The organism is Paenibacillus sp. PastM-3 (genome assembly GCF_029893965.1).
In the GTDB taxonomy this organism is placed as follows: domain Bacteria; phylum Bacillota; class Bacilli; order Paenibacillales; family Paenibacillaceae; genus Paenibacillus_AQ.
Window position 1 is genome coordinate 355,659 of sequence record NZ_JARXXP010000002.1, and the last position, 23,041, is coordinate 378,699.

Sequence of the window (23,041 nt, forward strand, 5' to 3'; positions counted from 1 at the left end):
TTAATGGGATTTTTCCCTTTAATCCGGCACTTTCAGGCCGCCAACTGCTCCATTAAAGGGATTTCTCCCTTTATTTCGGCACTTTCGGGCTGCCATCTGCTCCATTAAAGGGATTTCTCCCTTTATTTCGGCACTTTCAGGCCACCAACAGCTCCATTAATGGGATTTCTCCCTTTATTCTGGTACTTCCGGGCTGCCAACTGCTCCATTAAAGGGATTTCTCCCTTTAATCACTCACTTTCAGCTCGCCGAGCCGATACCGGCACCAGCTGGCCGCCATCAGCGCCTTAGCGCCCAGGCCGGCCGGTGCGCGGAATGCCTCTCCGGCTTACTGCCCCTTAAGCGGCAGCCAGCCCGGCGTGTTAACAAGCGCGCCCCACAGCGGGTCAGGGATGACCAGCTCAGTCTGGGCTGTCGTATCCAGCTCAGTCTTAATGTCGCCGGCGCGGCCCTCGGCAAGCTTCTGCACGTAGTCCGGGTCAATCAGCAGCGGACGGCCGAGCGCCACCAGGCTGATGCCGGTGTCCAGGCTCTTCAGCGCATCCTCCGGCTTGTACAGCGAGCCGACACCGATCACCGGAACGGCACCGCCCACACGGTCGACGACCTGCTCGATTCTCGGCCGCTCATCTTCCGTGCCGCGGCGCGGCAGCGACCACAGCTCCATAAGCGAGGCATGCAGGTAGTCGAGCCCCTCTTCCTTGAGCGCATCAATCAGCGCGAACGTATCGGCCATTGTAATTCCAGGTGTCTCCGGTTCTTCCGGAGAGAAGCGGTAGCCGACAAGGAACGGTGACGAGGAATGCTCGTTCACAACGCGCTTCACTTCACGCAGTACAGCAAGCGGGAAGCTCAGGCGCTTCTCCAGACTTCCGCCCCAGCGGTCCTCGCGGCGGTTTGCGTGCGGCGAGAAAAACTGCTGCAGCAGATAGCCGTTCGCGCCGTGAATCTCTACGCCGTCGAAGCCAGCTTCGATAGCCCGGCGGGTTGCCGCGCCGAAGTCAGCGATGATCACTTGAATCTCTTCGTCAGTCAGCGTGCGCGGTACAGGTCCATGCCCGCCGCCCGGCAGCTCTGACGGAACATCGCTTGCGCTGACGGTCTGGCCGTCCGGCAGCAGCTCCGGCGGACACTGGCGTCCCCCGTGGAAAATCTGCAGCACGGCCTTGGCGCCCTCACCTTTAATTGCAGCAGCGAGCTGACGCAGGCTCGGGATCAGCTCTTCGCGGTCAGCACCGAACTCCCCGTGGAAGCCCTTCCCGCCCCGGCTTACATAGACACAGGCAGTGATGACCATACCTGCGCCTTTGGAGCGGCGGATATAATAGTCCAATTCCGGCTTAGAGACCGTACCGTCCTCATTGGAAGAAAAGTTGGTCATAGGCGCCATAACTACACGGTTACGCAGAGTAATCCCATTAATAAATTCATACGAGTCCAGCAGCGGACGATAATCAGTTTGCGGCATCTCGAACAATCCCTCCATTATTTTCATCTATATCATTTAACCTAACACCTATCTTGCCCATATCCCGAACAGCGCTATTCTCCAGTCTGGCTGTTATTCTTCCAGACGACATTGTTCCCGTAATCCTTACCCCAGTCATACATCATCCGAAGCACCGGCAGCAGACTCTGCCCGTAATCCGTCAATGAGTATTCTACTCTCGGCGGGACCTCGGCATACACTTTTCTCAGCACAAGCTGGTCTTCCTCCAGCTCTCGGAGCTGGTTGGTCAGCATTTTCTGTGTAATATGGGGAATGAGCTTCTTCAGCTCGCTGAAGCGCTTGGTGCCCTCAAGGCCCAGATGCCACAGGATGATCAGCTTCCATTTGCCGCCGATAACAGCAAGCGTAAGCTCCTTCTCGCAGTTAATTTCCTGCAGATTGATACGGTCTTTAATTTCCGTTGCCAAGGTATGCGGCCCCCTTTCATTCCTACTTATCATACTACAAAACACCCGGCACCTGCACATCGCTGCCTTCCGCATTAGTATCTCCACCTAAATCAAACCACGCTGCAGCACGCCGGATATGCCCATAGAAGCACAAAGACCGCAGGCCCAAGGCCTGCGGTCCCTACACTGATTTTACTCGGTAACCAAACTTCCCTGCAGGTTTGCTGCACTGAAGTCAGGCTGTGCTTCAACCGTGGTGTCACCCGCAGCAACCGCTTTTTCCAGCGCTGCATTGTATCGGGTATTCAGATCCTGAATCTCCTTATCCAGGTCTCCGCCGGTAAAGATGTATCTGTTGAATACGTCCATCTTCTTGGTTCCTTCCAGACGTCCTTCAGTAGCACCGAATGGAGTAGCCGGATAGATTCCGTCAAACTTGGTTGGCAGGAAGTACTCAATGCCCGGGATATCCGGAGCTTTGGCTGCAGCGGCTACAGAAGGGATAACGGACACGCCGTATCCGCCTTCCTGATAGGCGATCTGAACATCATCGCTGTACATCCACTCGATGAACTTCCAGGCTGCTTCCTTGTTGGCCGAATCCTTGCTCATTGCCAGGTAGCTGCCGGAGATAACCTGGCTGGCACCGTTCTGCTGGCCGTCAATGGTCGGCGGCAGTGCCGCTGCCCAGCGGATTTCGGTCGGGAACTGGGTTTTGTACACGCTCGGTTCTACAGAGTGGTTAAAGTACATTCCGATTTTACCCTGGGCGAATTGTGCGCGCAGCGGGTCAATATCAAGTGATTCCGAGCCCGGCATCATGCTGCCGTCCTCAACGATCTGGCGCAGCGCCTCAAGCGTTTCCTTGTACATGCCGAAATCGAATTGTCCGGTCTGGAAGTTGAAGCCCTCCTGCCCTTCTGTCTTGCTCAGAGTTGTTATGGGATGAGCGATACGCTCAAAGCCGCTGCCGCTCTTGAAGTTACCGGCAAGTCCATATGCGCCGCTCGCTTTGCCAACTTCGGTAATCTTCTTGGCATCCTCCACCATCTCTGCAAGTGTAGTCGGAGGCTCGGTAATACCGGCTTTCTCGAACAGGTCAACGTTGTAGATCAGACGCCAGAACTGGCCGATATTCGGCAGGGTGTAGATTTTACCGTCAACGGTATTCTTTTCATTAATAAGGACGTTCTCGAACCGGCTCTTCATTTCCGGAGTAATATACTCGTCAAAAGACTCAAGGTAGCCCTTCTTCACCCACGTAGGCACGTTGCCTGTATCCACACGCAGAATGTCCGGCGCCTGCTTACTGGAGAACGCGATATCCACGGACTGGGCGTAGTTATCGGCCATTACCTTAAATTCAATATCCACATCTGGGTTAAGCCCCTCGTACTCACTGATCTTTTGCTCGATAAAATCGGAATCATGACGGTCGATGGACCAGTAGACCAGCTTGGTCTGTTCAGCAGCAGCATTGCCGCCCTCCGCCTCAGCATTTGTATTAGCGGATGACGAGCATCCGGCCAGTGAACCCGCCAGCAGCAGCGAAGCTCCGGCCAGCATCAAGTGATTTTTTTTCATCTAAAAAAACCTCCCTTTTCTTTGTGTAATCGCATTCATTTCATATAAAAATTATAAAATGACTGCCCTGATGTGGGTGAAGGGGAAAACAACTATTCAGGGGAGACGAAATCACTGTTTCCTCGCTGTACGGCTGAACTGTACTTCGAACGGAAGTCGGTGGGGGTCATCCCGGTGTATTTTTTGAATAACTCTGTAAAATAAGGCCGGTCCTCATAGCCCAGCGAGACGGCGATATCCTGCACCTGCATGCCCTCAAGCACCAGCTCCTTGGCCTTCTCCATTCTGCGGCTGATGATATACTGGGCCAGCGTCATGCCCATCTCCTTCTTGAACAGGTTGGAAAAATAACTCGGGCTGAGATGCACCTCTCTCGCACAATCGGCTACAGACAGGTTGCGGTGCAGATTGCCGTTGATATGGGCGATGGCCCGCTCCACCAGCACACGCGCATCACTGGTCTGGCGGATTTGCACATAGGAGCAGCCCTCGCGGCAAAACTCGCGGATCTGCCGGCGCAGCTCCTCAAAGGAGGCGGCTCCGTTCATATCGGCCAGTTTTTTCTCAAGTGTTTTGACTTCTGTATCCGAGGCCTTGTCGGAGAAGACCCGGTGAATGGAATGGGCCAGCTCCAGGCACATCGTTTTGACGATAGCCGGATCAGGCAGGACAGGAGAGCTGACCCATTCATTCCAGATTCCGTCCAGCTGCTCCTCCGCTTTGGCCAGATTGGCCGAACGCAGGCAATAGAGGAGTTCCTTCTCTTTATCATAGGAGTATCTAGGAAGGGCGGCATCTGCCTCCGGCGATTCCACATAACGGTAGACGCTGTTGCCTCCGGTCAGAAACGTGTTCGTCAGCGCAGACATGGCCTGGGCATAGGATACTGACAGCTGCCCGGCCTCCTCAACGCCGCCGCCCAGTCCGATCGACACCGTCTGGTAGGTATGCTTGCAGACATTCTCGCGGCATTTCTCGGCCAGCTGCTCCGTATCAAGCGCAGCGGGCGGGTTCATGACAATCACGAACTGATTGACATGCTCACGGAACACGATGCCCTGGGTATAAGCGGCGACCGTCTCCTCCAGAATATTCTGCACTGCAAAGCGGATCAGCTCCACCTCTGACACGGCCATCGCAGCTGTACGTTCCGCGAAAAAATCAATCTCCGCCACCATCACACAAAAATCTCCGCGCTTCATCTTAATCGCATAGAAGTCCCACTGCTGGCTCAGATGCTGCTGCCTGCTGCCGTAACGGATCAGGAGCCGCATATATTCCTGGCGCAGATAAGGCAGGCTCTCCCGCAGCTTCTGCTCCATTCCCCGCATCTGCTCGGCCTGGGAGCGTTCGCGCTCCAGCACCTCCTTGGCCTTCAGCACCGATTCCAGCACCTGCGGCCGGGTAAACGGCTTGACGATCAGGTCGAACGCCCCCAGCTTCACTGCCTCCTGGGCGTATGTGAAATCGGAATAGCCGGTCAGAAAAATCAACTTGATCTCCGGCTGCTCGGCCAGAATCGTCCGCATCATCGCCAGCCCGTCGGTAAAGGGCATCCGGATATCGGTCAGTACAATATCAGGACGGTGCTTGCGGATCTGCACCAGCCCTTCCTCCCCGTTGGCCGCCGTTGCTGCCACGGTAATGCCGTGCTCCTCCCAGGGAATCCGCTGCGACAGGCCCCGGACAACGGCCGGAATATCATCAACGATGCATAATTTAACGGGTTCAGCGTGCTTCAGGATAAACTCCACCTTCCAATGGGATTGAGAGAACCGCTTCGGTCTCGATATGCGGGCGGCTGCGGAACAGGAGTCCGCCCTCCCTGCCGTAATAGATCTGCAGGCGGCTGCAGATATTGGTCAGGGCATAACCTCCGCTGCTGACGGGCTCCTTCAGCCGGGCGTTCAGCTTGTCCGCGTCCATGCCCGCCCCGTTATCGGTTACCCGGATTACAAGCTGCCCGTCCTCTCTGGCCACGGCGACTGTTATTCTTCCCCCTCCCCGCAGCTCCTTCAGCCCGTGCAGAATCGAATTTTCGACCAGGGGCTGGATAATAATCTTCAGCACAGGCAGGTCCAGCAGCTCCGGAGCGGCAGTGATCGTATAATCGAACAGCCCCTCATAGCATTGCTGCTGGAGGTTCAGGTACTGGCGGACATGCTCCAGCTCCCGGCCCAGCGTGGTAATCTCCTGCCCGTTGTTCAGGCCCAGCCGGAACAGCGCGGACAAGGAGATCACCATCTGCTTCACATCCTCATATTCATCCATTTCACATTTCCAGAAGATCGTATTAAGCGTGTTATATAAAAAGTGCGGCTCAATCTGCGCCTGCAGCGTCTTGATCTCGGCCTTGCGCTTCTCCTTCTCTGTATCCTTGACCTCTACAATCAGCTCGCCGATCCGGTCCAGCATCTGGTTGAATTTACGTCCGGCGTCCCCGATTTCATCCTGGAACGGGCTCTCGAAGCGGGCACCCAGATCCTCCTGCTCGACCCGCGACATTGTTTTCTGCAGCTTCAGCAGCGGCCCGAGCAAGAGGGCCGACAGGGTTCTGGACAGCAGCAGGGCAATCACGATGCAGCCGGCCATTATCATCACCACCAGCCACTGGATGCTGCGGACCGGCTGCAGCAGCTCCTTCTTGGACAGGTAGCTGACCAGCAGCCAGTCGTCTGCATAGCCCGATTCGGCATAGCTGACCAGCATGGTTCTGCCCCCGGAGGAATACTCGAAATTTCCGCTGTCCTCCTTCAGCAGCCGGTTCATGAAGTCCTCCGAGCGTGACCAGTCCGGACGCTCTTTATCCCCGAAGACACTGTCTCCCGACCTGTTGATCAGCATGAACTTGGCACTGCCCAGACTAGCCCCGCCGCTGACCGTATCTTCAAGGATATCCTCCTTCACATTGACAGCAAGGAATACATCGGGCACATAATTCTCCGTAAGCGGCTGCAGCAGCAGGGAGATGACCTGATGCTCTCCGGCAAACAGCTCGTCCGGGTGACTCTCCACCCAATTCGACTCCGGATTCTCCCTTATCCGCTGATACAGCAAAGACTCCATAAATGGAGTCGCTGTTCTACGCAGATTGCCGGCGGAATAGAAATCTCCGCCGGGCGTACTGATCAGAATCGATTCAATGGAATTTTCCGTCAGCTCCGCCTGGGTAAAGGGGTTCTGCAGCACGGAGAAATTGGCAAAGTACCGGTCTGTATTATTCGCTTGTACATCTCTGATAGTCTGTTTATAGGCATCGCTCAGCATAATGGTCGAGGAAGCTACAATGATCTGCTTCAGCTTCTGGTCGAGCACATTGACCGACTGGTTCAGCACATTGCGGTTCAGGTCGGTGGAGTTGCGCTCCATTGCCCTGGAAGCAATGGAATAAGCCCCGAAGCCGGTTATGGAAATACAGAAGACTGTCAGTGCGGTGAAGGACAGCCATATTCTTTTCTTCAGTGAGGTCCGGTACAGCCAGGCCTTCAGCATATTTCCCCATCCTTTGTCGGCTGGCTGTATCGGAGCCTATAGGTCACTTAGCCCTTAACGGAACCAGCAGTCATCTGCATAAACGATTTGTTGGCAAAAATATAGACGATAATCATCGGCAGCATGGACAAGCATGCACCGGCGAGCATCAATTGCGGCTGGGCCGCATCTCCGACACCGTACTTCAGGCCGGCCAGACCTACGGTCAGCGTCTGCAGGGCCGGCTGGGTCATCGTAAAGACCAGCGGCAGGATGTATTCATTCCACGCCCCGCGGAAGGTCCAGAGCGCCGTTACTCCCAGCGCCGGTGTCAGGAGCGGCAAGATAACACGAAAGTATACGCTATAGAAGTTACAGCCGTCAATAAATGCCGCTTCATCCAGCTCCTTCGGGATGGCCCGGACAAAGCCGATCAGCATGAAAAAGGCTGTCGCATGGGCGCTGATCAGGATGATGATAACGCCCCAGAGCGATTTTTGCAGATGGAGGGCGACCATAAGGTCAAATTGCGGACGAAGGACAACAGCACCGATGGAAATGAACAGGGTGCAGGACTGAATGATCACATACAGCCTTTTTCCGTAGAAATCCACTCTCGCAACCGCATAGGCGGCCATTGTTCCTATTAATAGAGTTCCTATCGTTGTAAAGGTACTGATGAACACGCTGTTCCAGGTGAACCGGGCAAAATTAGCCGAGTTCCAGGCTTGCGCATAGTTGGAGAATTTCCATTCCTTCGGCAGCAGGGAGGTTCCTGTCGTCAGCTCCAGATTCGATTTCATCGACCCGAACATGGCCAGAATAATCGGGAATAAGGCAAAGGCTGCTACCAGCAGCAGAAAAATCCACAGCAGGACCCGGGACAGCATGGCTTTGGTCTTGACGTTACTCGCAGGCGCCGAGGCCAGTTTTGTTTCCGCTTGAAATGTGCTCACTGTTCATTCTCCTCTCTTTTAATAGATATCATTCAGTTTCTTGGAGACGTAGAAGTAAATCAGGGTGATCAGACCGACGATAACCGCCGTTGTAAAACCGACCGCGCTTCCGTAGCCGAACTGCTGGATACTTGAGCCTCCGCTTGATACCGGGAAGAACAGCTTGTACAGATAGAGGTACATGACTTCCGTTTTGCCGTAAGGTCCGCCTTCGGTCAATACCATAATGCTCTCGTAGCCCTTCAGCGATACGGTGATCGCCAGCATGATAATCATCTGCAGCACAGGTCCCAGCATGGGAACGGTGATGCTCCACATTTTGCGCAGCGGTCCCGCCCCGTCGATGGAAGCCGCTTCATAAAGATCCTCCGGAATGTTCTGCAGCCCCGCGATAAAGAGCAGCATATAGTTTCCGACCGCACCCCAGATTGCGATAATGATTGCTGTCAGCAAAGCATATTTGGCACCGAGCCAGTCAATGGGAGCGGATACAATTCCGGCACCCATCAGCAGCTGGTTCACCATGCCGTTATAGGAGTTGAAAATAACATAGAATACGATCGCCATTACCGATGCACTGATCACGGTAGGCAGGAAGTAGATCGCCCGCAGCAGCTGGCGGCCCTTCAGGGCACGGTTGAGGATGACAGCAAGGATAAAGGACAGCGGGATCGTAATGATCAGCTTGCCGCCCGCGTAGATGAAGGTGTTGACTACGGAATGCCAGAAATCCTTATCCCGGAATAGCCGCTCGAAGTTATCCAGTCCGATGAAGAGCGGGGTTCCGAAGCCCTGATAATCATAGAACATATACTTGAGCGCCCAGAAAATCGGGTACACCCCAAAAATCAGCGTCAGCAGCAGGCTGGGCGCGACAAAGGTCCAGGCGTTTATTTGACGTTTCGTTTCATGCATTGATTGTTCCTCCTGTCTATTCGGCTTGCGCTTATGTCCTTAATGATACGTCCCGCTGCCAGGAGACAGTTAGGGAGAAAGCGACTGCGCTAAGGGGGAGAAATTCACTTTTTCACCGAAAGCTCCCTCATTAGCTGCCGGAAGATAAGCCATTTCAGTCGCTTTCTCCCCTCTCCTGTGCTTGTTTATCCATCCCTGATGCGCCGGGCGTGCAGGTATACTTATGGAAGACAGCAGAACCGATCAGAATTCCGACTGTTACAGGGAGGCCTCAATCTACCAATGAATTCAGCATATAAGAGTACAGAAGAAATCCGCCCCTTCGGCTGCTATGATCATGGGCAGCTGAATGAAATCCGCAGCAGAATAGAACGTATTCCGGCAGCAGCGCAGGAATTCGCCAGACAGCGGGAGCTGTCCGGGCAGTTTGCCGCGCGCGAGGCTGCGGCCCCGCTTCAGCGGCTCGGCGTGTTCCGGGTCGAGCCGTTCGTCTTCAAGGTTCCAGCCGGTACAGCCATGCTGAAGCTGTGCGTGCATATCCGGGGCCGGGGGGTTGCCCGGATCGGCGGCGTACGGCTGACGCATTCCCAGCTGGGCCTGCCTGTACAGCTGGACAATGGCAGCTTCCGCCGCGGACTGGACGGGTGGACACAGGAGCCGGGAATCGGCAGCCATGTCCGGCTGGAGCAGCTTCCCGGCGGCGGGAGCGGCCTGCAGCCCTCCGGTGTAACGCCGGCGGACGGTGCAGCCGAGGAAGAGGTCCGGTGCGTACGCATCCGGAATGAAGCGGAGGACAGCCTGGCGGTGCTGCGCTATGAGGAGCTGCTGCCGGTAACGGCCGGCGACCATTACGGCATTCAGACCGAGCTGAGTCTGGAATCGCCGTTGGTTAACGGCGGGATTGCTGCCGGCGTTATCTTCATAGATGCTGCCGTACAGCCGCTTGGTGAAGAGCTGGTATCGCCGCTCTTTAACCGGCACACGCTGACCAACTGGGCCTATCTGCTGGAGGCGGCTGGTGCAGATGCCAACCTCTATATGGCAACAGGCGGGGATCAGTATGCGGGACTTGCCAAGCGCAAGCTGCAGTACATGCTGGCCGATATGCGGCAGGGCATGGATATATTCCGCCGGGACGGCTGGCATGACGACGACACCTACGGTGCGGTTCATATCGGCCGCGGGCTGGCTGCCGTTTCCGTTATCTATGACCAGATCGCTGCAAGTCCGGCAGTCGGCCAGGGAGAGTCAGCAGCGCTGCTTGCCGATCTCCGTTATATCGCGGCGATGATGATGGACACCGCCTACTACCGGTTCGATCTGCCCACCTTCCCTGACGAGAAGGGAGGAATGCGCAGCAACTGGAATGCCGACCGGGCAACCGGTCTTGGCGTATATGCCCTGCTCTTTCCGCAGGAGCCGGAGAGTGCCGCTTATCTGGAGCATGCCTGCTCCGTAGTGGACTGGCAGCTGGCGGAGGTGGTTGACGAAGACGGGGCATGGCCGGAGAATGTCCGGTACCACGGCGCTGTGCTGCACCGTTATTTCCTGTTCTTCGTACTGCTGAAGCGCCTGAAGGGCACCGATTACTTCCGCCAGGCCAAGGTCAAGGCGATGTACCGCTTCCTGCTCGGCATCGTCACGGCGGAAGACATTATCCAGGGCGGTGCGGACGGTGCCCCCGTGCTGCTGACCCCGGCCGTCGGCGATGCCAACGTGCAGGAGAAATGGTTCCGCCTGCTCGGCTACGCCGCCCCTTTCTACGCGGAGGAGGACCCGCAGCTGGCAGCGGAAATGGTCTGGACCTGGAAGCACGGCGGTGCACCGGTCCAGGATACCGGCGCGTTCCCGCTGCCGCTGGTCGCCCTGCTCTATCCGCAGCCGGAGCTGCCGGAGCAGATGCCGGAGCTTGCCTCCGTGCATTACCCCGGCATCGGCTATGTCATCTTCCGCGGCGGGGAGCAGAACCTGCAGCATTATGCCATCTTCGAGGCATCCCCGCTGACCTATCACGCCCATCATGATGAGGGCCATTTCTCCATCTGGGCGAATGGGGTGCCGCTGACGCTCGATGCCGGGACCGGCGGCTATTACAACGGGGACCGGCACTGGTATGTATCCGGTGCGGCGCACAATATCGTGCAGTTCGCTGACGGCTCCGGCGGTTACGCGGACGGCCCGCTGAAAAGCGTCTGCCGGGAAGTCAGCTTCACGGAGGAGCTGGATTATGCAAGAAGCCTCATCCCCGATGTACACGCCGGCGAGTATGAGCGGCACTTCCTGTACATCAAGGCAGGCTTCGATGCTTACCTGGTCTGGGACCGGACCCAGGCGACGGAGGAGAGCGTCTGGAATCTGCATACGCTGAGCAGCGGTGCAGAGATTACGGAGCAGGCCATTGATGCCGCGGGCCTCGGCGGCATGCGGCTCCTGGCACAGATCGCCGAGCCGCTCCGCCCGGTCATCACGGCTGGCGAGGGCGCGGTCGGCGGAGCGTACCCGCTGGCGGTGCAGCAGCACTTCCGCGTGCACGCCCGCGCCGGCGAAGACTATGTCGTGCTGCTGCAGCCGCACGCCGAAGGGACGGCCGGGCTCCGGCTGGAGCCGCTGGAGCCGGAGTCCCCGGACGCCGCGGACGGTGTGCGGCTGTATAAGCTCAGCCGCGCAGACGGCGGCTGGTGCGTCGCCGCCCTCAACGGCTCCGGCGAGGCCCGCCGGGTCCGTGTTCCCGGCGGCGCGGCGCTCCGGGTGCTTGGAGCGGGCGGTGCTGCGGCGGAGCAGACTAGCGGTGCGGCTGATAGCGCTGCTTCCGATATCCTGGTTCTTGAACCGGGGGCAATCCGGATTGCTGTACCGCATTAAGGCAGCCCGGGGTAAATCTATTGCAGTTTGTGCAACAGATTAGTTTAACTACCTTAAAGGAGGCAATTGATTATGAGTAACCTTGGAGTATGGGAACCGGCGGAGCCGGGCGTAAAACGCTGTATTCTGAACGCGGCGGCGAGTCTGATGATGATGGAGGTTCATTTTGAAAAGGGGGCCGAGGGTTACGAGCACAGCCACCCGCATGAGCAGATGAGCTACTGCCTGCGCGGAAGCTTCATCTTCCGCATCGATGGCACCGAGCATTCCGTATCGGCCGGCCAGAGTATTGCTATCCCGTCAGGCGCCAAGCATGGTGTGACCGCGCTTGAAGCTGACTCGGCGCTGCTCGATGTATTCACTCCGATCCGCGAGGATCTGCTGAAGCGTTAGGCTGAAAAAAGCCAGCGAACCTCCACTCAGGTTGCTCAGCAGGCTCCCGCAGAGTGGTCCAGGTAACGCGGCTGTCAACATAACTGTACTTTGTACAACTAAACTTTGCTTATTTACTCGCACCAGCCGCATAACTGCATTCCGTACAACTAAATTTGCCTAAAATGCTCAAAGTCAGCTTTCAACACCAGTTTAGCTGCACTTTGTGCAGCTAAACGGGCACAGGGCAAAAATACAGGCGTTTTAGTTGTACAAAGTGCAATTAAGTCAAAAGTGCGGCATCCGCCCTAAACACCCGGCGCCTGCCATACAAAACAAATAACGCCTGTCCGGATACACCGGACAGGCGTTATTTCTATTCTAGGTTCGCATGCTTGCCGAACATCTGGGTCGTGGTCTGGCCGGTCCATTCCATCAGCCGCAGAATGACAGCATCGTAGAACACCAGCAGCGTCTGCTCAAAGAGCGAAGCCATCGGCTGGATGGTGGCCCGCTCGCCGCTGGCCTCCTTTGTTGCACCCGGCAGCTGCACGGTGTAATCGGCCAGCCTGCCAAGCGTGGATTCCGGCGCGATGGTGACCAGCGCGACTGACGCGCCGATGGCCTTGGCCTTCTCAGCCATGGCCACCAGGCCCTTCGTCTCACCGGAGCCGGAGCCGAGCACCAGCACATCGCCGGCTTCGATTCCCGGAGTCACGGTCTCGCCGACGACATACGCCGCCCGGCCGGCATGCATCAGCCGCATGGCGAACGCCCGGCCCATCAGGCCCGAGCGGCCGGCTCCGGCTACAAAAATCTTGCCCGACCGCTGCAGCAGCTCAGCGAACTGCTCCACTCCGCCGGCATCCAGCTCCGCCGCCGAGCGCTGCAGCTCCCCTACAATTTCCTGTGCGTAGCCCGCGGTATCCATAAAGAATTACGCCTGGCTAACGAGGCGCTTCATTTCAGCTGCCGCCGCCTTCTGGTCGCTTTCCCCGGTAATTCCGCCGCCAACGATAACAAGGTCAGGTCCGGCTGCAATTACTTCCGGCAGGGTGCTCAGCTTGATGCCGCCGGCAATGGCTGTTTTGGCCTGCTTAACCACACCTTTGATCGCCTTCAGGTCAGCAAAGGAGTTTTTACCTTCAGCCTGGTGGTCATAACCGGAGTGAACGCAGACATAGTCAACGCCAAGCGCGTCTACTTCAGCAGCGCGGCCGGCAATATCCTTAACGTTGATCAGGTCAACCAGGATCTCGCGTCCGGTTTTCTTCGCTTCTTCTACAGCACCTTTAATAGTGGAGTCATCGGATACGCCAAGCACGGTCACGATGTCCGCGCCTGCTTCCGCGGCTTTCATCACTTCATAGCCGCCTGCGTCCATAACTTTCAGGTCAGCAAGCACAGTCAGCGCCGGAAAAGCGTCCTTGATCGCTTTTACCGCATGCAGCCCCTCGTTAATAACAATTGGAGTTCCGATTTCAACGACATCAATAAACTCAGCAACCTCCGACACGATTTCCTTGGCTCCAGCGATATCAACAAGATCAAGCGCTAATTGCAATTTCATTATATAGTGGCTCCTTTTTCGATATATTTTTGTAAGTACTGGACTTAGTGTAAGTTCATGCAGTCAAAAAAGGAAGTAGGCACTTTCCCGTGATGTAGTTACCCGTAGGATACTATTGGATCATTCATGGCTTCAGCTAATAGTACATTTGAAAGAAATCCCACCAATCCTTTCATTATTTTCACGAAAAATACTGCAATTTCATAAAAGCTGTGCTAACATACATTAGGTTTGAAAATAAACGACTCTCAGCAATGATCCGAAGAGGTGCATAGATGAAAACGAAAGACCAACAGTTCAATCTTGTTAAGCTTACCTGGCCGATTTTCCTTGAATTATTCCTGTTCATGCTTATGGGCAGTGTGGATACCTTTATGATCAGCTCCGTGTCGGATGATGCGGTATCCGGGGTTGGGGCGGCCAATCAGATTATCGCTATGGCGATTCTGATCCTTAGTGTGATCGGCAATGGTGCGGCCATCGTCGTCTCCCAGTATCTGGGCTCCAAAAAGCCGCTGGAGGCGGCAAATGTCACCGGCAATGCCGTCACCCTGAACCTGCTCGTAGGTATTGTTCTCAGTATAGTGCTGCTTTTATTCGGCGGGAATCTGCTGACTGCACTGAATGTTCAGGGCGATATTCTCGTTCATGCCAAGGTCTACCTGAATATTGTCGGCGGCGGGATTTTCCTGCAGGCACTGCTGAATGCGCTGGCTACTACCATCCGTACCTATGGCTTCACCAAGCAGACGATGATGGTTTCGCTGCTCATGAACGTGATTCACGTAGTAGGTAACTATATCCTTATCTACGGACATTTCGGACTGCCCGCACTTGGCGTGCAGGGAGCTGCCATCTCAACGGTAGCCAGCCGGCTGATCTGCCTCGTCCTGTTCTTCCTGCTGCTCTATCAGATCATGGAAGTAAAGGTCAAGTGGAGCTACTATACCTCCCTGTCCAAAAAATACGTGATGCAAATCCTCAAAATCGGCATCCCGGCCGCTTTTGAATCGATTACTTATCAGTCCTGTCAGCTCGTGTTCACGCTCTACATCACTTATCTTGGCGCTGAAGCCATGGCTACCCGCCAGTACGCGCTGAATATCTCCAATTACATCTATCTTTTCAGTGTAGCTGTATCAATGGGCACTTCCATTATTGTCGGTCACCTGGTAGGAGCCAGGCAGACACAGGCGGCTTACAGCCGGGTGTTCTCCAGTGTAAAATGGGCGCTGCTCGTAACGGTCGTTATCGATGTCATTATCATCGCGTTCCGTGTGCCGCTGTTCGGGCTGTTTACCGATAATGAGTCTATTATAGTGATGGGTGCGCAGGTCATTCTGCTCAGCTTCTTCCTGGAGACGGGCCGCACCTGCAATCTGGTTATTATTAACTCCCTGCGCGCCTCCGGTGACGCCAAGTTCCCGGTTTACATGGGCCTGATCTCCATGGTCTGCATGAGCCTGCCGCTCGGCTACGTGCTGGTGTTCCAGATGAATATGGGACTGGCCGGGGTCTGGATTGCCACCGCTTTTGACGAGTGGGTCAGAGCCGTTATTATGTACTTCCGCTGGAAGAGCAGAGCCTGGGAAAAGCACGGCCTGATCCAGCATGATGCTGATGCGCAGCCGGTGGCTCCTGCACCTGCCGCAGCTCACTGATCTATAAACACAAGGCGGCCCGCCAAGGTATATGTGCCTGACGGGCCGCCTTTTTATGTACATCATAACCGGATTAAATAAAAGTAAGAGCCGTAATCCAGCCCTGGTCGATCGCCACATACCACACAATCAGGGAGACAGTACCTGCCATATAGGTGATTACCTTCTTACGGGTAAACTCATGGTAAAGGTCCAGACAAGCAACCATTATACCTAACACACAAGTGATGATAAACAGCAACGGATTTTTATAGCTGAAATTCAAAATATTTATGACGATCACAATTCCGAGCAGCACCCTGAGCGTAACTTTAATGAACACCGGCTTCTCCCCTTCCTAGTCCTACTTTAGAGAGTGTCTCTGCATAAACTCCACATTTGAATTATTTTCTATTAATGTAATTTCCGTCCCGCATTCCAATCATGATCCAGTACGCCCCTAATGTCAATAATCATCACAAAAAGCCTGCTCCTCTGAAGGAACAGGCCAGTCGGTTTGCAGCTTATTTAATTGAAATGCCCTTTTTGATTGCTTTCATGTCGTGATTCGTATTCACAAGCATGGGCAGAATCTTCATACTGCGGGACATCGGCGAATTACACTGCCAGCAGGTCGGGACATATTGAAACGCAAAATTGTCACGCATCCAGCCTGTGCAGCCCTCTTTCGTACATGACCAGATCGCTGTAGACTCCTGCGGTAAATCTTCCTGTGCTTTTTTACGGAAATACATGAATAAACCCTCCTCAAGTTAAAATCTAATGATTCGTTGAATCCATACAGAAACTTAAGGCAGATGGCTTATAAAAAAAGCTGCCCTCAACAGATGTTAAGGACAGCTTCTTTGCTTGTCAGCGTATTACAGTTTTACAACGTTTTCGGCTTGTGGTCCACGAGCGCCTTGAGTTACGTTGAACTCAACGCGTTGGCCTTCGTCCAAAGACTTGAAGCCGTCACCAGTGATTGCGGAGAAGTGAACGAATACGTCGCTTCCGCCTTCAACCTCGATAAAACCGAAACCTTTGTCTGCGTTGAACCATTTAACTGTACCTGTTTGCATTTGTATTACCTCCAATAGATTATTTAACACATGTCCTTTTATTCTTACGTATTGTACGAATAAATAAAAATTCACACATTGGAAAAGGTTCATAAGCACAAATGATAACCTTTTCCAATATGTGAATTAGGGGTTAAATTTATGATTAACAACATCATATCACATAACTTTTCCAAAAGCAAACAAACTTTATAATTAATTCGAAAAAACTAAATACGCCGTACAAAACGGCCCAAGAAAGCTGCTGTGACTCCGGAATTCACGGCCCTGTGGCAGCCCCCCCCCCCTGGCCCGGTGTTGCGTTCTAATCAATATAGCCGGCAAGACCTTTGTCCATCAGATAATCCATTTCGGCATCAAGGATGGTTTCAACGGTCAGCTCGTCCAGCTTTACATCGCGCTGGGCAGTCACATAATCGACCAGATCATCATTATCAATATCAACCTCACCCTTGCTGTTGGCTTTGGCATTGTTGATAAAGGTCTGCTCATGCTTCAGTACCAGCTTAATCAGCTTAGGATCGACCTTGGTCTTGGCGGCCAGCACCTCCAGCAGTTCTTGTTCATTTACTTTATCGCTCATTATGTTCAGTCACTCCTTAGCATTACATCATCTGAAAATAGCGCAGGCATGCGCCATGAATATCTATTGTAGCATACCGCTGTCCCCGATGCTCCTGCCTCATCTCCACCAGGGGATAGAAGGGTAGAGGTCAGTCCCTACTTGAACCGGCTCGCCAATTCTCGGCGTAGCCAGCCGCAGCCCCTGCTGCTGCGCCGCGCGCAGCACCCGTTCTACAGGATCAGTCCAGTCATGCATGGCGAGGGTGAAGGCGCCCCAGTGAATCGGGATCATCAGCCTGCCCCGCAGGTCGAGCTGCGCCTGGACGGTCTGCTCCGGCATCATATGAATATCTGCCCAGCGCCGGTCATACTGCCCGCATTCCATCAGCGTCAGATCAAACGGGCCATACCGCTGCCCGATCTCTGCAAAATGCGGCCCGTAGCCGCTGTCTCCGCTGAAGAACACTTTATCCTGTCCTCCCTGGATCACCCAGGAGCACCACAGTGTAGTATTGCGGTCCAGCAGGCTGCGCCCGGAGAAGTGCCGGGCAGGGGCGCTGGTTAGTGTCAGCCCGGCAAAGGAAGTCTCCTCCCACCAGTCCAGCTCGCGGATACGCTCTGCGCTTATGCCCCACCGCTTCAGATGGGCGCCTACACCAAGCGGGACAATGAACAATGCTGTTTTCTGCTGCAGCGCCCGGATTGTCCCGTAATCCAGATGGTCATAATGATCATGGGACAGTACAACGGCATCCAGCTGCGGCAGCTCGTTCAGCTCAACCGGCAGCTGACTGCTGTAACGCTTGCCGCCGATGAACGGAAACGGAGAGGGTGCCCGGCCCAGCATCGGATCAAGGAAGATGGCGGCCCCTGCAATCTCCAGCAGTACAGCCGAATGGCCGAACCAGGTGGCCCGGGTATCCCTGCTCTGCCGGATAGAGCCGGCCACCAGCGGTACGGGCTGAAGCGGCTGCTTCGGCCTGGAATTGGGATTACCCTTAAGGAAATCCCTGAGAATCGAGAGGCCGCCCTCCGGCTTGCTCCCGGCTTCGGCCGTCTCAAAGGGATAGACAAACTTTCCCTGCCGGTATTGAAGCGAGCGGCTTGTCCGTTCCCACTCGGCCTTTGAGGCCCGGCCGCCAAAGGCCGGATAGAGGCTCATAACGATATATGCAGCGGCAATCAGCGCCAGGATTAACGCTGCAATGATAATAATAACGGTCATCCTTTTGTCCTTCTCTCCTGCTGAATTAAGATCATGGACATATTATACGGCGCTGCACACGGCCCGGCAAATGTACTGCCCGCCCTCGCCCTATCCGTTCCAGCCGGGAATCTGCCGCAGATCACCGTTCAGGATCTGAACCGTGCTGTTAACCGGAAGGCCGCGCGGCGAGGAGGCCGTCTCTATATAACAGGAAGCAATACCCGCTGCGTTCGCTCCGGCAATATCCGTGCGGGGATCGTTACCGATCATGATTGCCGAGCTCAGATCCGCACCGTAATTGTCGGTCAGATAACGGTAAAACAGCGGATCAGGCTTGCTGACCCCTGCCTCTGAGGAGATGGCAATCCCGTCGAACAGATGCAGGATGCCCAGCATCGTCAGCTCTGCTTCGATAAAGGTTTTCTGGCCGTTGGAGAGCAGGAAGACCTTTTTGCCGCTGCTTCTAAGCCGCCCGAGAATTTCCGCCACACCATCATACAGAGAAATGTGAATCATGGATAAGGTCCGCATCCAGCGTACGGTTTCATGGAGCCAGGCCTGTCCGGGATCACCGCCCAAATCCCGGGCTATCTCCCGGAAGACCTCCTCCATAACGAAATCAGGGAACTCACAGTGCCGGGCCGCAGCGGCAAGCTGTCGGTCCCGTTCTGCCAGAAACCGCTTCTTCAGCTCTGCTCCATTAATATTCAGCCCTTGGTAGCTGAAATGCAGCGACAGCCGTTCCCATACCTCACTGTGCTCTTCATCTGTCTCAATATCGATCAGGGTACCGTACAAATCAAAGATATATGTGTCGTACATACCTGCTCTCCCCTTTCCTTACCCGCTCTGAATCACCGGCCTGATCTGCCGGAATTCCGGACATAAACATCCCTATTGTACTACAAATAAACAGACAAGCTGAATATATATGCAACAAAATTCAGGCCGCTGCCGTTTGATACATGACAAACACCTGATTAACTCAACCAAAGGAGCTCACAACGATGAAAACCACACTGAAAACTAGCGCAGTTCTTTTAACCCTATCCCTGGCCCTGTCTACCGGAGCTGCTTCGGCCGCTCCTGTGGTTACTTCCCTGAGTACAGGCAAAACGCAGCAGGCTGCAGGCACAAGTACCATTGCCGCCGCCAAAACATTTACTATTGAATTAAACGGCTCAGCCCTCACAGAACAAGGCCTTCAGCCTTCAGCTGCCAAAGAGCCGCTTGTGCCGCTGCGCGCGGTTGCAGAAGCCCTGGGCTTCAACCTAACCTGGAACCAGTCCAGTAAAACGGCAGAAGTGACCAAAGGCAATATCTTCACAACTGTTAAGAGCGGTGAGAACCGCTACACCGTAAATAAAATGTCCACTACGCTCGGAGCAGCACCGCAGACGCTTGAGAACAAGCTGTTTGTGCCCGTTTCCTTTGTGAGCGAAGTACTGCATCAGACTGTATCCGTGGAGGGACAAAAAATCGTGATCGCCTCAGCCATAGAGCATATGACGGAGAATGGTGTTATTACTGCTATTAATGCCGACGCAAAGTTTCCGTCCATTCAGATTAAAGGAACCGGCACCTCCGGCCTTGTACTTAACTTAAGTGAAGATACGGTTCTCCTGAAGGCAGACGGCACCAAGCTGACTGTAGCCGACCTGCAGATCGGTATGACCATTGAGGCTGAGCATGCATTGTTCTCTACAAGAAGCCTGCCGCCGCAGACGCCGGCTTATCAGATTACCGTCCTGGATTCCGCACAGCCGGAAGGTTTGCTGGGTACAGAAGGTACTGTAGAAAGTATAAACACCTCGCAGGACGGGTCGCTGCTGATCCGGATTAACGGTACCGGCCTGACGGAAATTTCGCAAAGCGAAATCGTGCTCCGCCTGCCTGCTGATGCTGCTATCGTCAATGAGAGCGGCGAGCCTGCCAAGGCTGACGCTATTGTCCAGGGCGCAAAGGTCATCGGCTTCTACGGCCCGATGCTGACCAGAAGCTTCCCGGCTATCGGGACAGCATGGAAGATTGTCATTCTGCCAGCACAGCAGCAGTAAAAGTTAAGCAGCAGCAAGAACCGCTGTCCCTTGTCATCCTGACAGGGTCAGCGGTTTTTTACATTCGGGCACATGCCGGAACCATATCCATTCAGCTACAGGCTGCGGGCCTCCCGTAAGGCTGGCTGCCGTCCCAGTGTAACTTTGTTTTTGCCGCCGGTCTTGGATAAGTAGAGCGCCTCGTCCGCCTCGCGGTATAACATTTCAAACGTTGCGCCGCTGTCTTTCGTAAAGGCAATGCCGGCGCTGACCGTCAGACTGATCCGCTGGCCGCTGTCGAGCCTGACAAGATGACGGGACACCTCGCTGCAGAACCTCTCTGCCTCCGCGAGTGCAGCTTCTTCATTGTCTGCAAAGAAGCAGACAGCAAATTCCTCGCCTCCGATGCGTCCGGCAATGCCCCTGTTCTGGTACATCCGGAGTATTTTGTCCGAGAAATCAATCAGCGCCTGGTCTCCGGCCATATGGCCATAGGTATCATTAATCAGCTTAAAATCATCAATATCGAACAGCAGCAAGGCTATCCCCGCTTCATTGTGCAATGCATAATTCTCGATCAGCCGCATAAAATGCCTGCGGTTATACAGTCCGGTCAGATCGTCCACCGTAGCCTGATAGAGGAGCTCACGCTCATATCTTTTTTTCTCACTGAGATCACTGAATACAATAAGCATACCCGCAGACATCCCTGGTCCCGGCTCAGTGGTAATCAGGGACAGGCCATAACAGGATCCGTCCGTACCGGGGACATCAATTTCGAACTGGCCCTCCAGCCGCTGATAATAATGTACCGCCACCTCACCGTAGCGTTCCAGCAGCAGAAAAATATTTTTGCCGAGCCATGATTTCTCAGGTCTCTCAGCCAGCGCGGACAGCATAAGCTCCCCGGCCTCATTGATATCAATGATATTGTTGAAGCGGTCGGTCAGCACAATGCCATCCTTCATATTTTCGATAATCTGCTTCTTTACCTTGGGGTAGAGAGAGAGCTCCGGGTCGCGGAACATGGAGAAATAACCTACAATCACCGGAGGCAGATAGGTAAATGCAATGAAGCCGGTCATTGTAATTTTGAGCAACGGCAGCAGAAAGATAGACCCGATGGGGATAAGCAGGCTGAGCAGCATGAGGACATTCCATTTAAAATGATATTTGGACGCGCTCTGCAGGGAAACGGCCAGCAGAAAAACCGCGTATACGCCAAACAGCTGGTCATACGCAATGAGCGCCATATTTAGAGCGGTGGGATGTACGACAATTCCGCTCACACCCGCCACAGTATTCATACTTACCCCGTTACGCATCAGATGATGCCACGAATCAGTAAAAATCAGCAGCACATAAAGAGCTACCGGAATGCAAAAAAGAGCCAGCCGCCTGTTCAGCCCGTCCGATGAACGTGATATGTATTCTTTGATTACAGCATAAGTAAAAATGGTGCTCAGGAACAGCGGAGCCTGCTGAATATTCCTCCACCACAGCTTGGCCCGGAAGGATTCCGCGAGAATTTCCCCGGCCGCAGCCGCAAAAATTACGCTGACCAGCAGCAATAGGATCCATAAGTAACGCCTTCCCGGTGTATTGCGGTACCGGAAGGAGCTGACGCCCATGTAGAGACTTAGAACACTGCCCATAATTAAATAATAGGGATAACCCTGCATCCACGGCATGTCATATTTCTCCTAATATAGTAATTGCTTTGCCTTATTATATCCTACTCCTGTTCACAATTGAACCTTCTGCCCAAAATAGACAAAGACCCTGCGGGCAGCCCGGAGGGTCATATTAAAGGTGAGAAGCGAATATTTAGTTATGCCAGTTTCCAGTTGCTAGGGGACAAATCCTGAAAACAACCGACGAAATCTCGATTTGGTTTTCCGTTTCCCTTTCAGATAGTACATGGGTAATCAACTACCTTTCGGAATACACATTACATGCCGTTCCATCCGTTAATTGATGGCTTCCACTTCCCACCTGCTTATCATTACCCGTAAAAGCCGCCGTTCAAACATAAATGGGCTGCAGCATTACAGCGATCTTACCGCTCCTCCGTCAATCAGCAGCGTCTGCCCGGTGATATACGTATTGGCAAAAGAACCGAGGAAGACCGCCGCTTTTCCGAATTCCTCCGGCGTCCCTGCCCGGCCAAGCGGGATATTCTTCAGCGAGGCCTGCTGAATCTCTTCAAGCGCCCGGCCCTGTGCCTCGGCCCGCTTGCTGTCCAGCTGGGTCAGCCGGTCCGTGCTGATCCGCCCGGGGGCGAGCGTATTGATCAGAATGCGCTCAGGCGCCAGCTCGGCGGCAAGGCTCTTGTTCAGCGCCTGAACGCCGGCGCGGAACACATTGGAGAGAATCAGCCCGTCGATCGGCTGTTTGATCGATGCGGAGCTGATCGTGACAATTCTTCCGCCTCCCGCTGCGCGCAAGAAGGGGAGCGCCTCGCGGATCAGCCGCACCGTGCTCATCAGCGTCAGCTCGAAGCCGCCGGCCCAGTCGCTGTCGGCCATATCGGAGAAGCCCCCGCCCGGAGGCCCGCCGGCATTAGTGACCAGCACATCAATGCCCCCGGCCCATCCAGCCGCAGCAGCAATGGCCTCGCGTACCGCCTCCGGGTCTGTAACATCCATTTCCACCATCGCCACCTCCGCGCCGGTCTCCGCCTCAATCCGCTGCGCAGCTGCTTCAAGCTGCGCCTGGCTGCGGCTTGCTATCGTCACTTTAGCCCCTTCACGCGCGAACTCCAGCGCAGTAGCCAGTCCCAGTCCTTTGCTCGCAGCCGCTACAAATACCGATTTGCCTGCCAGACCTAGATCCATCTCTTTTCCGCCTCCTGGTTCAAGTTCCGCCGGCCGTCTGCAGCGG

21 protein-coding genes are annotated in these 23,041 nt (G+C 54.7%); 4 read left to right on the forward strand and 17 right to left on the reverse strand.

The window, feature by feature from the left end; translation table 11 throughout:
• Positions 1-328 precede the first annotated feature (328 nt).
• The 7 genes from M2108_RS05345 to M2108_RS05375 form a co-directional block, all read right to left on the reverse strand.
• Positions 329-1,468 (reverse strand): NADH-dependent flavin oxidoreductase, encoded by a 1,140-nt coding sequence (locus tag M2108_RS05345; RefSeq protein WP_277468042.1) that lies wholly within the window; start codon positions 1,466-1,468, stop codon positions 329-331.
• A gap of 74 nt (positions 1,469-1,542) precedes the next feature.
• Entirely contained in the window at positions 1,543-1,917 is a 375-nt protein-coding gene (locus M2108_RS05350; RefSeq protein WP_042200203.1) for a winged helix-turn-helix transcriptional regulator, read from the reverse strand.
• 174 nt (positions 1,918-2,091) lie between these two features.
• On the reverse strand, positions 2,092-3,483 hold the full coding sequence (locus M2108_RS05355; RefSeq protein WP_277468040.1) for an ABC transporter substrate-binding protein: 1,392 nt from the start codon (positions 3,481-3,483) through the stop codon (positions 2,092-2,094).
• Positions 3,484-3,575: 92 nt separating this feature from the next.
• Positions 3,576-5,237: a response regulator gene (locus tag M2108_RS05360; protein ID WP_277468038.1), complete on the reverse strand. Its 1,662-nt coding sequence runs from the start codon at positions 5,235-5,237 to the stop codon at positions 3,576-3,578.
• The gene (locus M2108_RS05365; RefSeq protein ID WP_277468037.1) at positions 5,212-6,975 is read right to left on the reverse strand and encodes a sensor histidine kinase; all 1,764 of its coding nucleotides are present in this window, start codon (positions 6,973-6,975) and stop codon (positions 5,212-5,214) included. The genes M2108_RS05360 and M2108_RS05365 overlap by 26 nt, the downstream gene beginning before the upstream one ends.
• Before the next feature lie 47 nt (positions 6,976-7,022).
• The gene (locus tag M2108_RS05370; RefSeq protein WP_277468315.1) at positions 7,023-7,844 is read right to left on the reverse strand and encodes a carbohydrate ABC transporter permease; all 822 of its coding nucleotides are present in this window, start codon (positions 7,842-7,844) and stop codon (positions 7,023-7,025) included.
• An 84-nt stretch (positions 7,845-7,928) separates the two neighbouring features.
• Positions 7,929-8,825, reverse strand: a complete 897-nt coding sequence (locus M2108_RS05375; protein ID WP_277468036.1) for a carbohydrate ABC transporter permease — start codon at positions 8,823-8,825, stop codon at positions 7,929-7,931.
• Positions 8,826-9,107: 282 nt separating this feature from the next.
• On the opposite strand from M2108_RS05375, the gene M2108_RS05380 reads away from it, so the two are divergent.
• Complete coding sequence (locus M2108_RS05380) at positions 9,108-11,687, forward strand: heparinase II/III domain-containing protein (RefSeq protein WP_277468034.1); 2,580 nt, start codon at positions 9,108-9,110, stop codon at positions 11,685-11,687.
• A 72-nt stretch (positions 11,688-11,759) separates the two neighbouring features.
• Positions 11,760-12,080 carry a cupin domain-containing protein gene (locus M2108_RS05385; protein WP_277468032.1) on the forward strand — a complete coding sequence of 107 codons (321 nt, stop codon included), beginning with the start codon at positions 11,760-11,762 and terminating at the stop codon, positions 12,078-12,080.
• A 355-nt stretch (positions 12,081-12,435) separates the two neighbouring features.
• On the opposite strand, the gene hxlB is transcribed toward M2108_RS05385, so the two are convergent.
• Together hxlB and hxlA are read right to left on the reverse strand one after the other, a co-directional pair.
• Complete coding sequence (gene hxlB, locus M2108_RS05390) at positions 12,436-12,990, reverse strand: 6-phospho-3-hexuloisomerase (RefSeq protein WP_277468031.1); 555 nt, start codon at positions 12,988-12,990, stop codon at positions 12,436-12,438.
• A 6-nt stretch (positions 12,991-12,996) separates the two neighbouring features.
• Positions 12,997-13,629: a 3-hexulose-6-phosphate synthase gene (gene hxlA, locus M2108_RS05395; protein ID WP_277468029.1), complete on the reverse strand. Its 633-nt coding sequence runs from the start codon at positions 13,627-13,629 to the stop codon at positions 12,997-12,999.
• Between the two features lie 275 nt (positions 13,630-13,904).
• On the opposite strand from hxlA, the gene M2108_RS05400 reads away from it, so the two are divergent.
• A complete protein-coding gene (locus M2108_RS05400) occupies positions 13,905-15,290 on the forward strand; it encodes an MATE family efflux transporter (RefSeq protein WP_277468027.1) in 1,386 nt (461 codons plus the stop codon).
• A gap of 73 nt (positions 15,291-15,363) precedes the next feature.
• Here M2108_RS05400 and M2108_RS05405 read toward each other — a convergent pair whose 3' ends face one another.
• From M2108_RS05405 to M2108_RS05430, 6 genes are all read right to left on the reverse strand, one after another.
• The gene (locus M2108_RS05405; protein ID WP_277468026.1) at positions 15,364-15,612 is read right to left on the reverse strand and encodes a hypothetical protein; all 249 of its coding nucleotides are present in this window, start codon (positions 15,610-15,612) and stop codon (positions 15,364-15,366) included.
• Between the two features lie 181 nt (positions 15,613-15,793).
• Positions 15,794-16,024: a cold-shock protein gene (locus M2108_RS05410; RefSeq protein ID WP_090715594.1), complete on the reverse strand. Its 231-nt coding sequence runs from the start codon at positions 16,022-16,024 to the stop codon at positions 15,794-15,796.
• Between the two features lie 126 nt (positions 16,025-16,150).
• Entirely contained in the window at positions 16,151-16,351 is a 201-nt protein-coding gene (locus tag M2108_RS05415; RefSeq protein ID WP_019914790.1) for a cold-shock protein, read from the reverse strand.
• A 304-nt stretch (positions 16,352-16,655) separates the two neighbouring features.
• Positions 16,656-16,934, reverse strand: coding sequence for a hypothetical protein (locus M2108_RS05420; protein WP_068721445.1), 279 nt, complete (start codon positions 16,932-16,934; stop codon positions 16,656-16,658).
• Between the two features lie 99 nt (positions 16,935-17,033).
• Positions 17,034-18,140 carry an MBL fold metallo-hydrolase gene (locus tag M2108_RS05425; protein ID WP_277468025.1) on the reverse strand — a complete coding sequence of 369 codons (1,107 nt, stop codon included), beginning with the start codon at positions 18,138-18,140 and terminating at the stop codon, positions 17,034-17,036.
• A gap of 90 nt (positions 18,141-18,230) precedes the next feature.
• Complete coding sequence (locus M2108_RS05430) at positions 18,231-18,944, reverse strand: HAD family hydrolase (protein ID WP_277468024.1); 714 nt, start codon at positions 18,942-18,944, stop codon at positions 18,231-18,233.
• Between the two features lie 185 nt (positions 18,945-19,129).
• On the opposite strand from M2108_RS05430, the gene M2108_RS05435 reads away from it, so the two are divergent.
• Entirely contained in the window at positions 19,130-20,179 is a 1,050-nt protein-coding gene (locus M2108_RS05435; protein ID WP_277468023.1) for a copper amine oxidase N-terminal domain-containing protein, read from the forward strand.
• Between the two features lie 95 nt (positions 20,180-20,274).
• Here the strand turns inward: M2108_RS05435 and M2108_RS05440 are convergent, their stop codons facing one another.
• Together M2108_RS05440 and M2108_RS05445 are read right to left on the reverse strand one after the other, a co-directional pair.
• A complete protein-coding gene (locus M2108_RS05440) occupies positions 20,275-21,849 on the reverse strand; it encodes a histidine kinase N-terminal 7TM domain-containing diguanylate cyclase (protein ID WP_277468022.1) in 1,575 nt (524 codons plus the stop codon).
• A 357-nt stretch (positions 21,850-22,206) separates the two neighbouring features.
• A complete protein-coding gene (locus tag M2108_RS05445) occupies positions 22,207-22,995 on the reverse strand; it encodes an SDR family oxidoreductase (protein WP_277468021.1) in 789 nt (262 codons plus the stop codon).
• Between the last annotated feature and the right edge of the window lie 46 nt (positions 22,996-23,041).

Bases quoted from the DNA above. Each gene is read 5' to 3' on its own strand.
- M2108_RS05345 (WP_277468042.1), bottom strand. From the start codon at position 1,468: ATGCCGCAAACTGATTATCGTCCGCTGCTGGACTCGTATGAATTTATT.
- M2108_RS05355 (WP_277468040.1), bottom strand. From the start codon at position 3,483: ATGAAAAAAAATCACTTGATGCTGGCCGGAGCTTCGCTGCTGCTGGCG.
- M2108_RS05365 (WP_277468037.1), bottom strand. From the start codon at position 6,975: ATGCTGAAGGCCTGGCTGTACCGGACCTCACTGAAGAAAAGAATATGG.
- M2108_RS05370 (WP_277468315.1), bottom strand. From the start codon at position 7,844: ATGCTGTCCCGGGTCCTGCTGTGGATTTTTCTGCTGCTGGTAGCAGCC.
- M2108_RS05375 (WP_277468036.1), bottom strand. From the start codon at position 8,825: ATGCATGAAACGAAACGTCAAATAAACGCCTGGACCTTTGTCGCGCCC.
- M2108_RS05380 (WP_277468034.1), top strand. From the start codon at position 9,108: ATGAATTCAGCATATAAGAGTACAGAAGAAATCCGCCCCTTCGGCTGC.
- M2108_RS05385 (WP_277468032.1), top strand. From the start codon at position 11,760: ATGAGTAACCTTGGAGTATGGGAACCGGCGGAGCCGGGCGTAAAACGC.
- hxlB (WP_277468031.1), bottom strand. From the start codon at position 12,990: ATGGATACCGCGGGCTACGCACAGGAAATTGTAGGGGAGCTGCAGCGC.
- hxlA (WP_277468029.1), bottom strand. From the start codon at position 13,629: ATGAAATTGCAATTAGCGCTTGATCTTGTTGATATCGCTGGAGCCAAG.
- M2108_RS05400 (WP_277468027.1), top strand. From the start codon at position 13,905: ATGAAAACGAAAGACCAACAGTTCAATCTTGTTAAGCTTACCTGGCCG.
- M2108_RS05410 (WP_090715594.1), bottom strand. From the start codon at position 16,024: ATGTATTTCCGTAAAAAAGCACAGGAAGATTTACCGCAGGAGTCTACA.
- M2108_RS05415 (WP_019914790.1), bottom strand. From the start codon at position 16,351: ATGCAAACAGGTACAGTTAAATGGTTCAACGCAGACAAAGGTTTCGGT.
- M2108_RS05420 (WP_068721445.1), bottom strand. From the start codon at position 16,934: ATGAGCGATAAAGTAAATGAACAAGAACTGCTGGAGGTGCTGGCCGCC.
- M2108_RS05425 (WP_277468025.1), bottom strand. From the start codon at position 18,140: ATGACCGTTATTATTATCATTGCAGCGTTAATCCTGGCGCTGATTGCC.
- M2108_RS05430 (WP_277468024.1), bottom strand. From the start codon at position 18,944: ATGTACGACACATATATCTTTGATTTGTACGGTACCCTGATCGATATT.
- M2108_RS05435 (WP_277468023.1), top strand. From the start codon at position 19,130: ATGAAAACCACACTGAAAACTAGCGCAGTTCTTTTAACCCTATCCCTG.
- M2108_RS05440 (WP_277468022.1), bottom strand. From the start codon at position 21,849: ATGCCGTGGATGCAGGGTTATCCCTATTATTTAATTATGGGCAGTGTT.
- M2108_RS05445 (WP_277468021.1), bottom strand. From the start codon at position 22,995: ATGGATCTAGGTCTGGCAGGCAAATCGGTATTTGTAGCGGCTGCGAGC.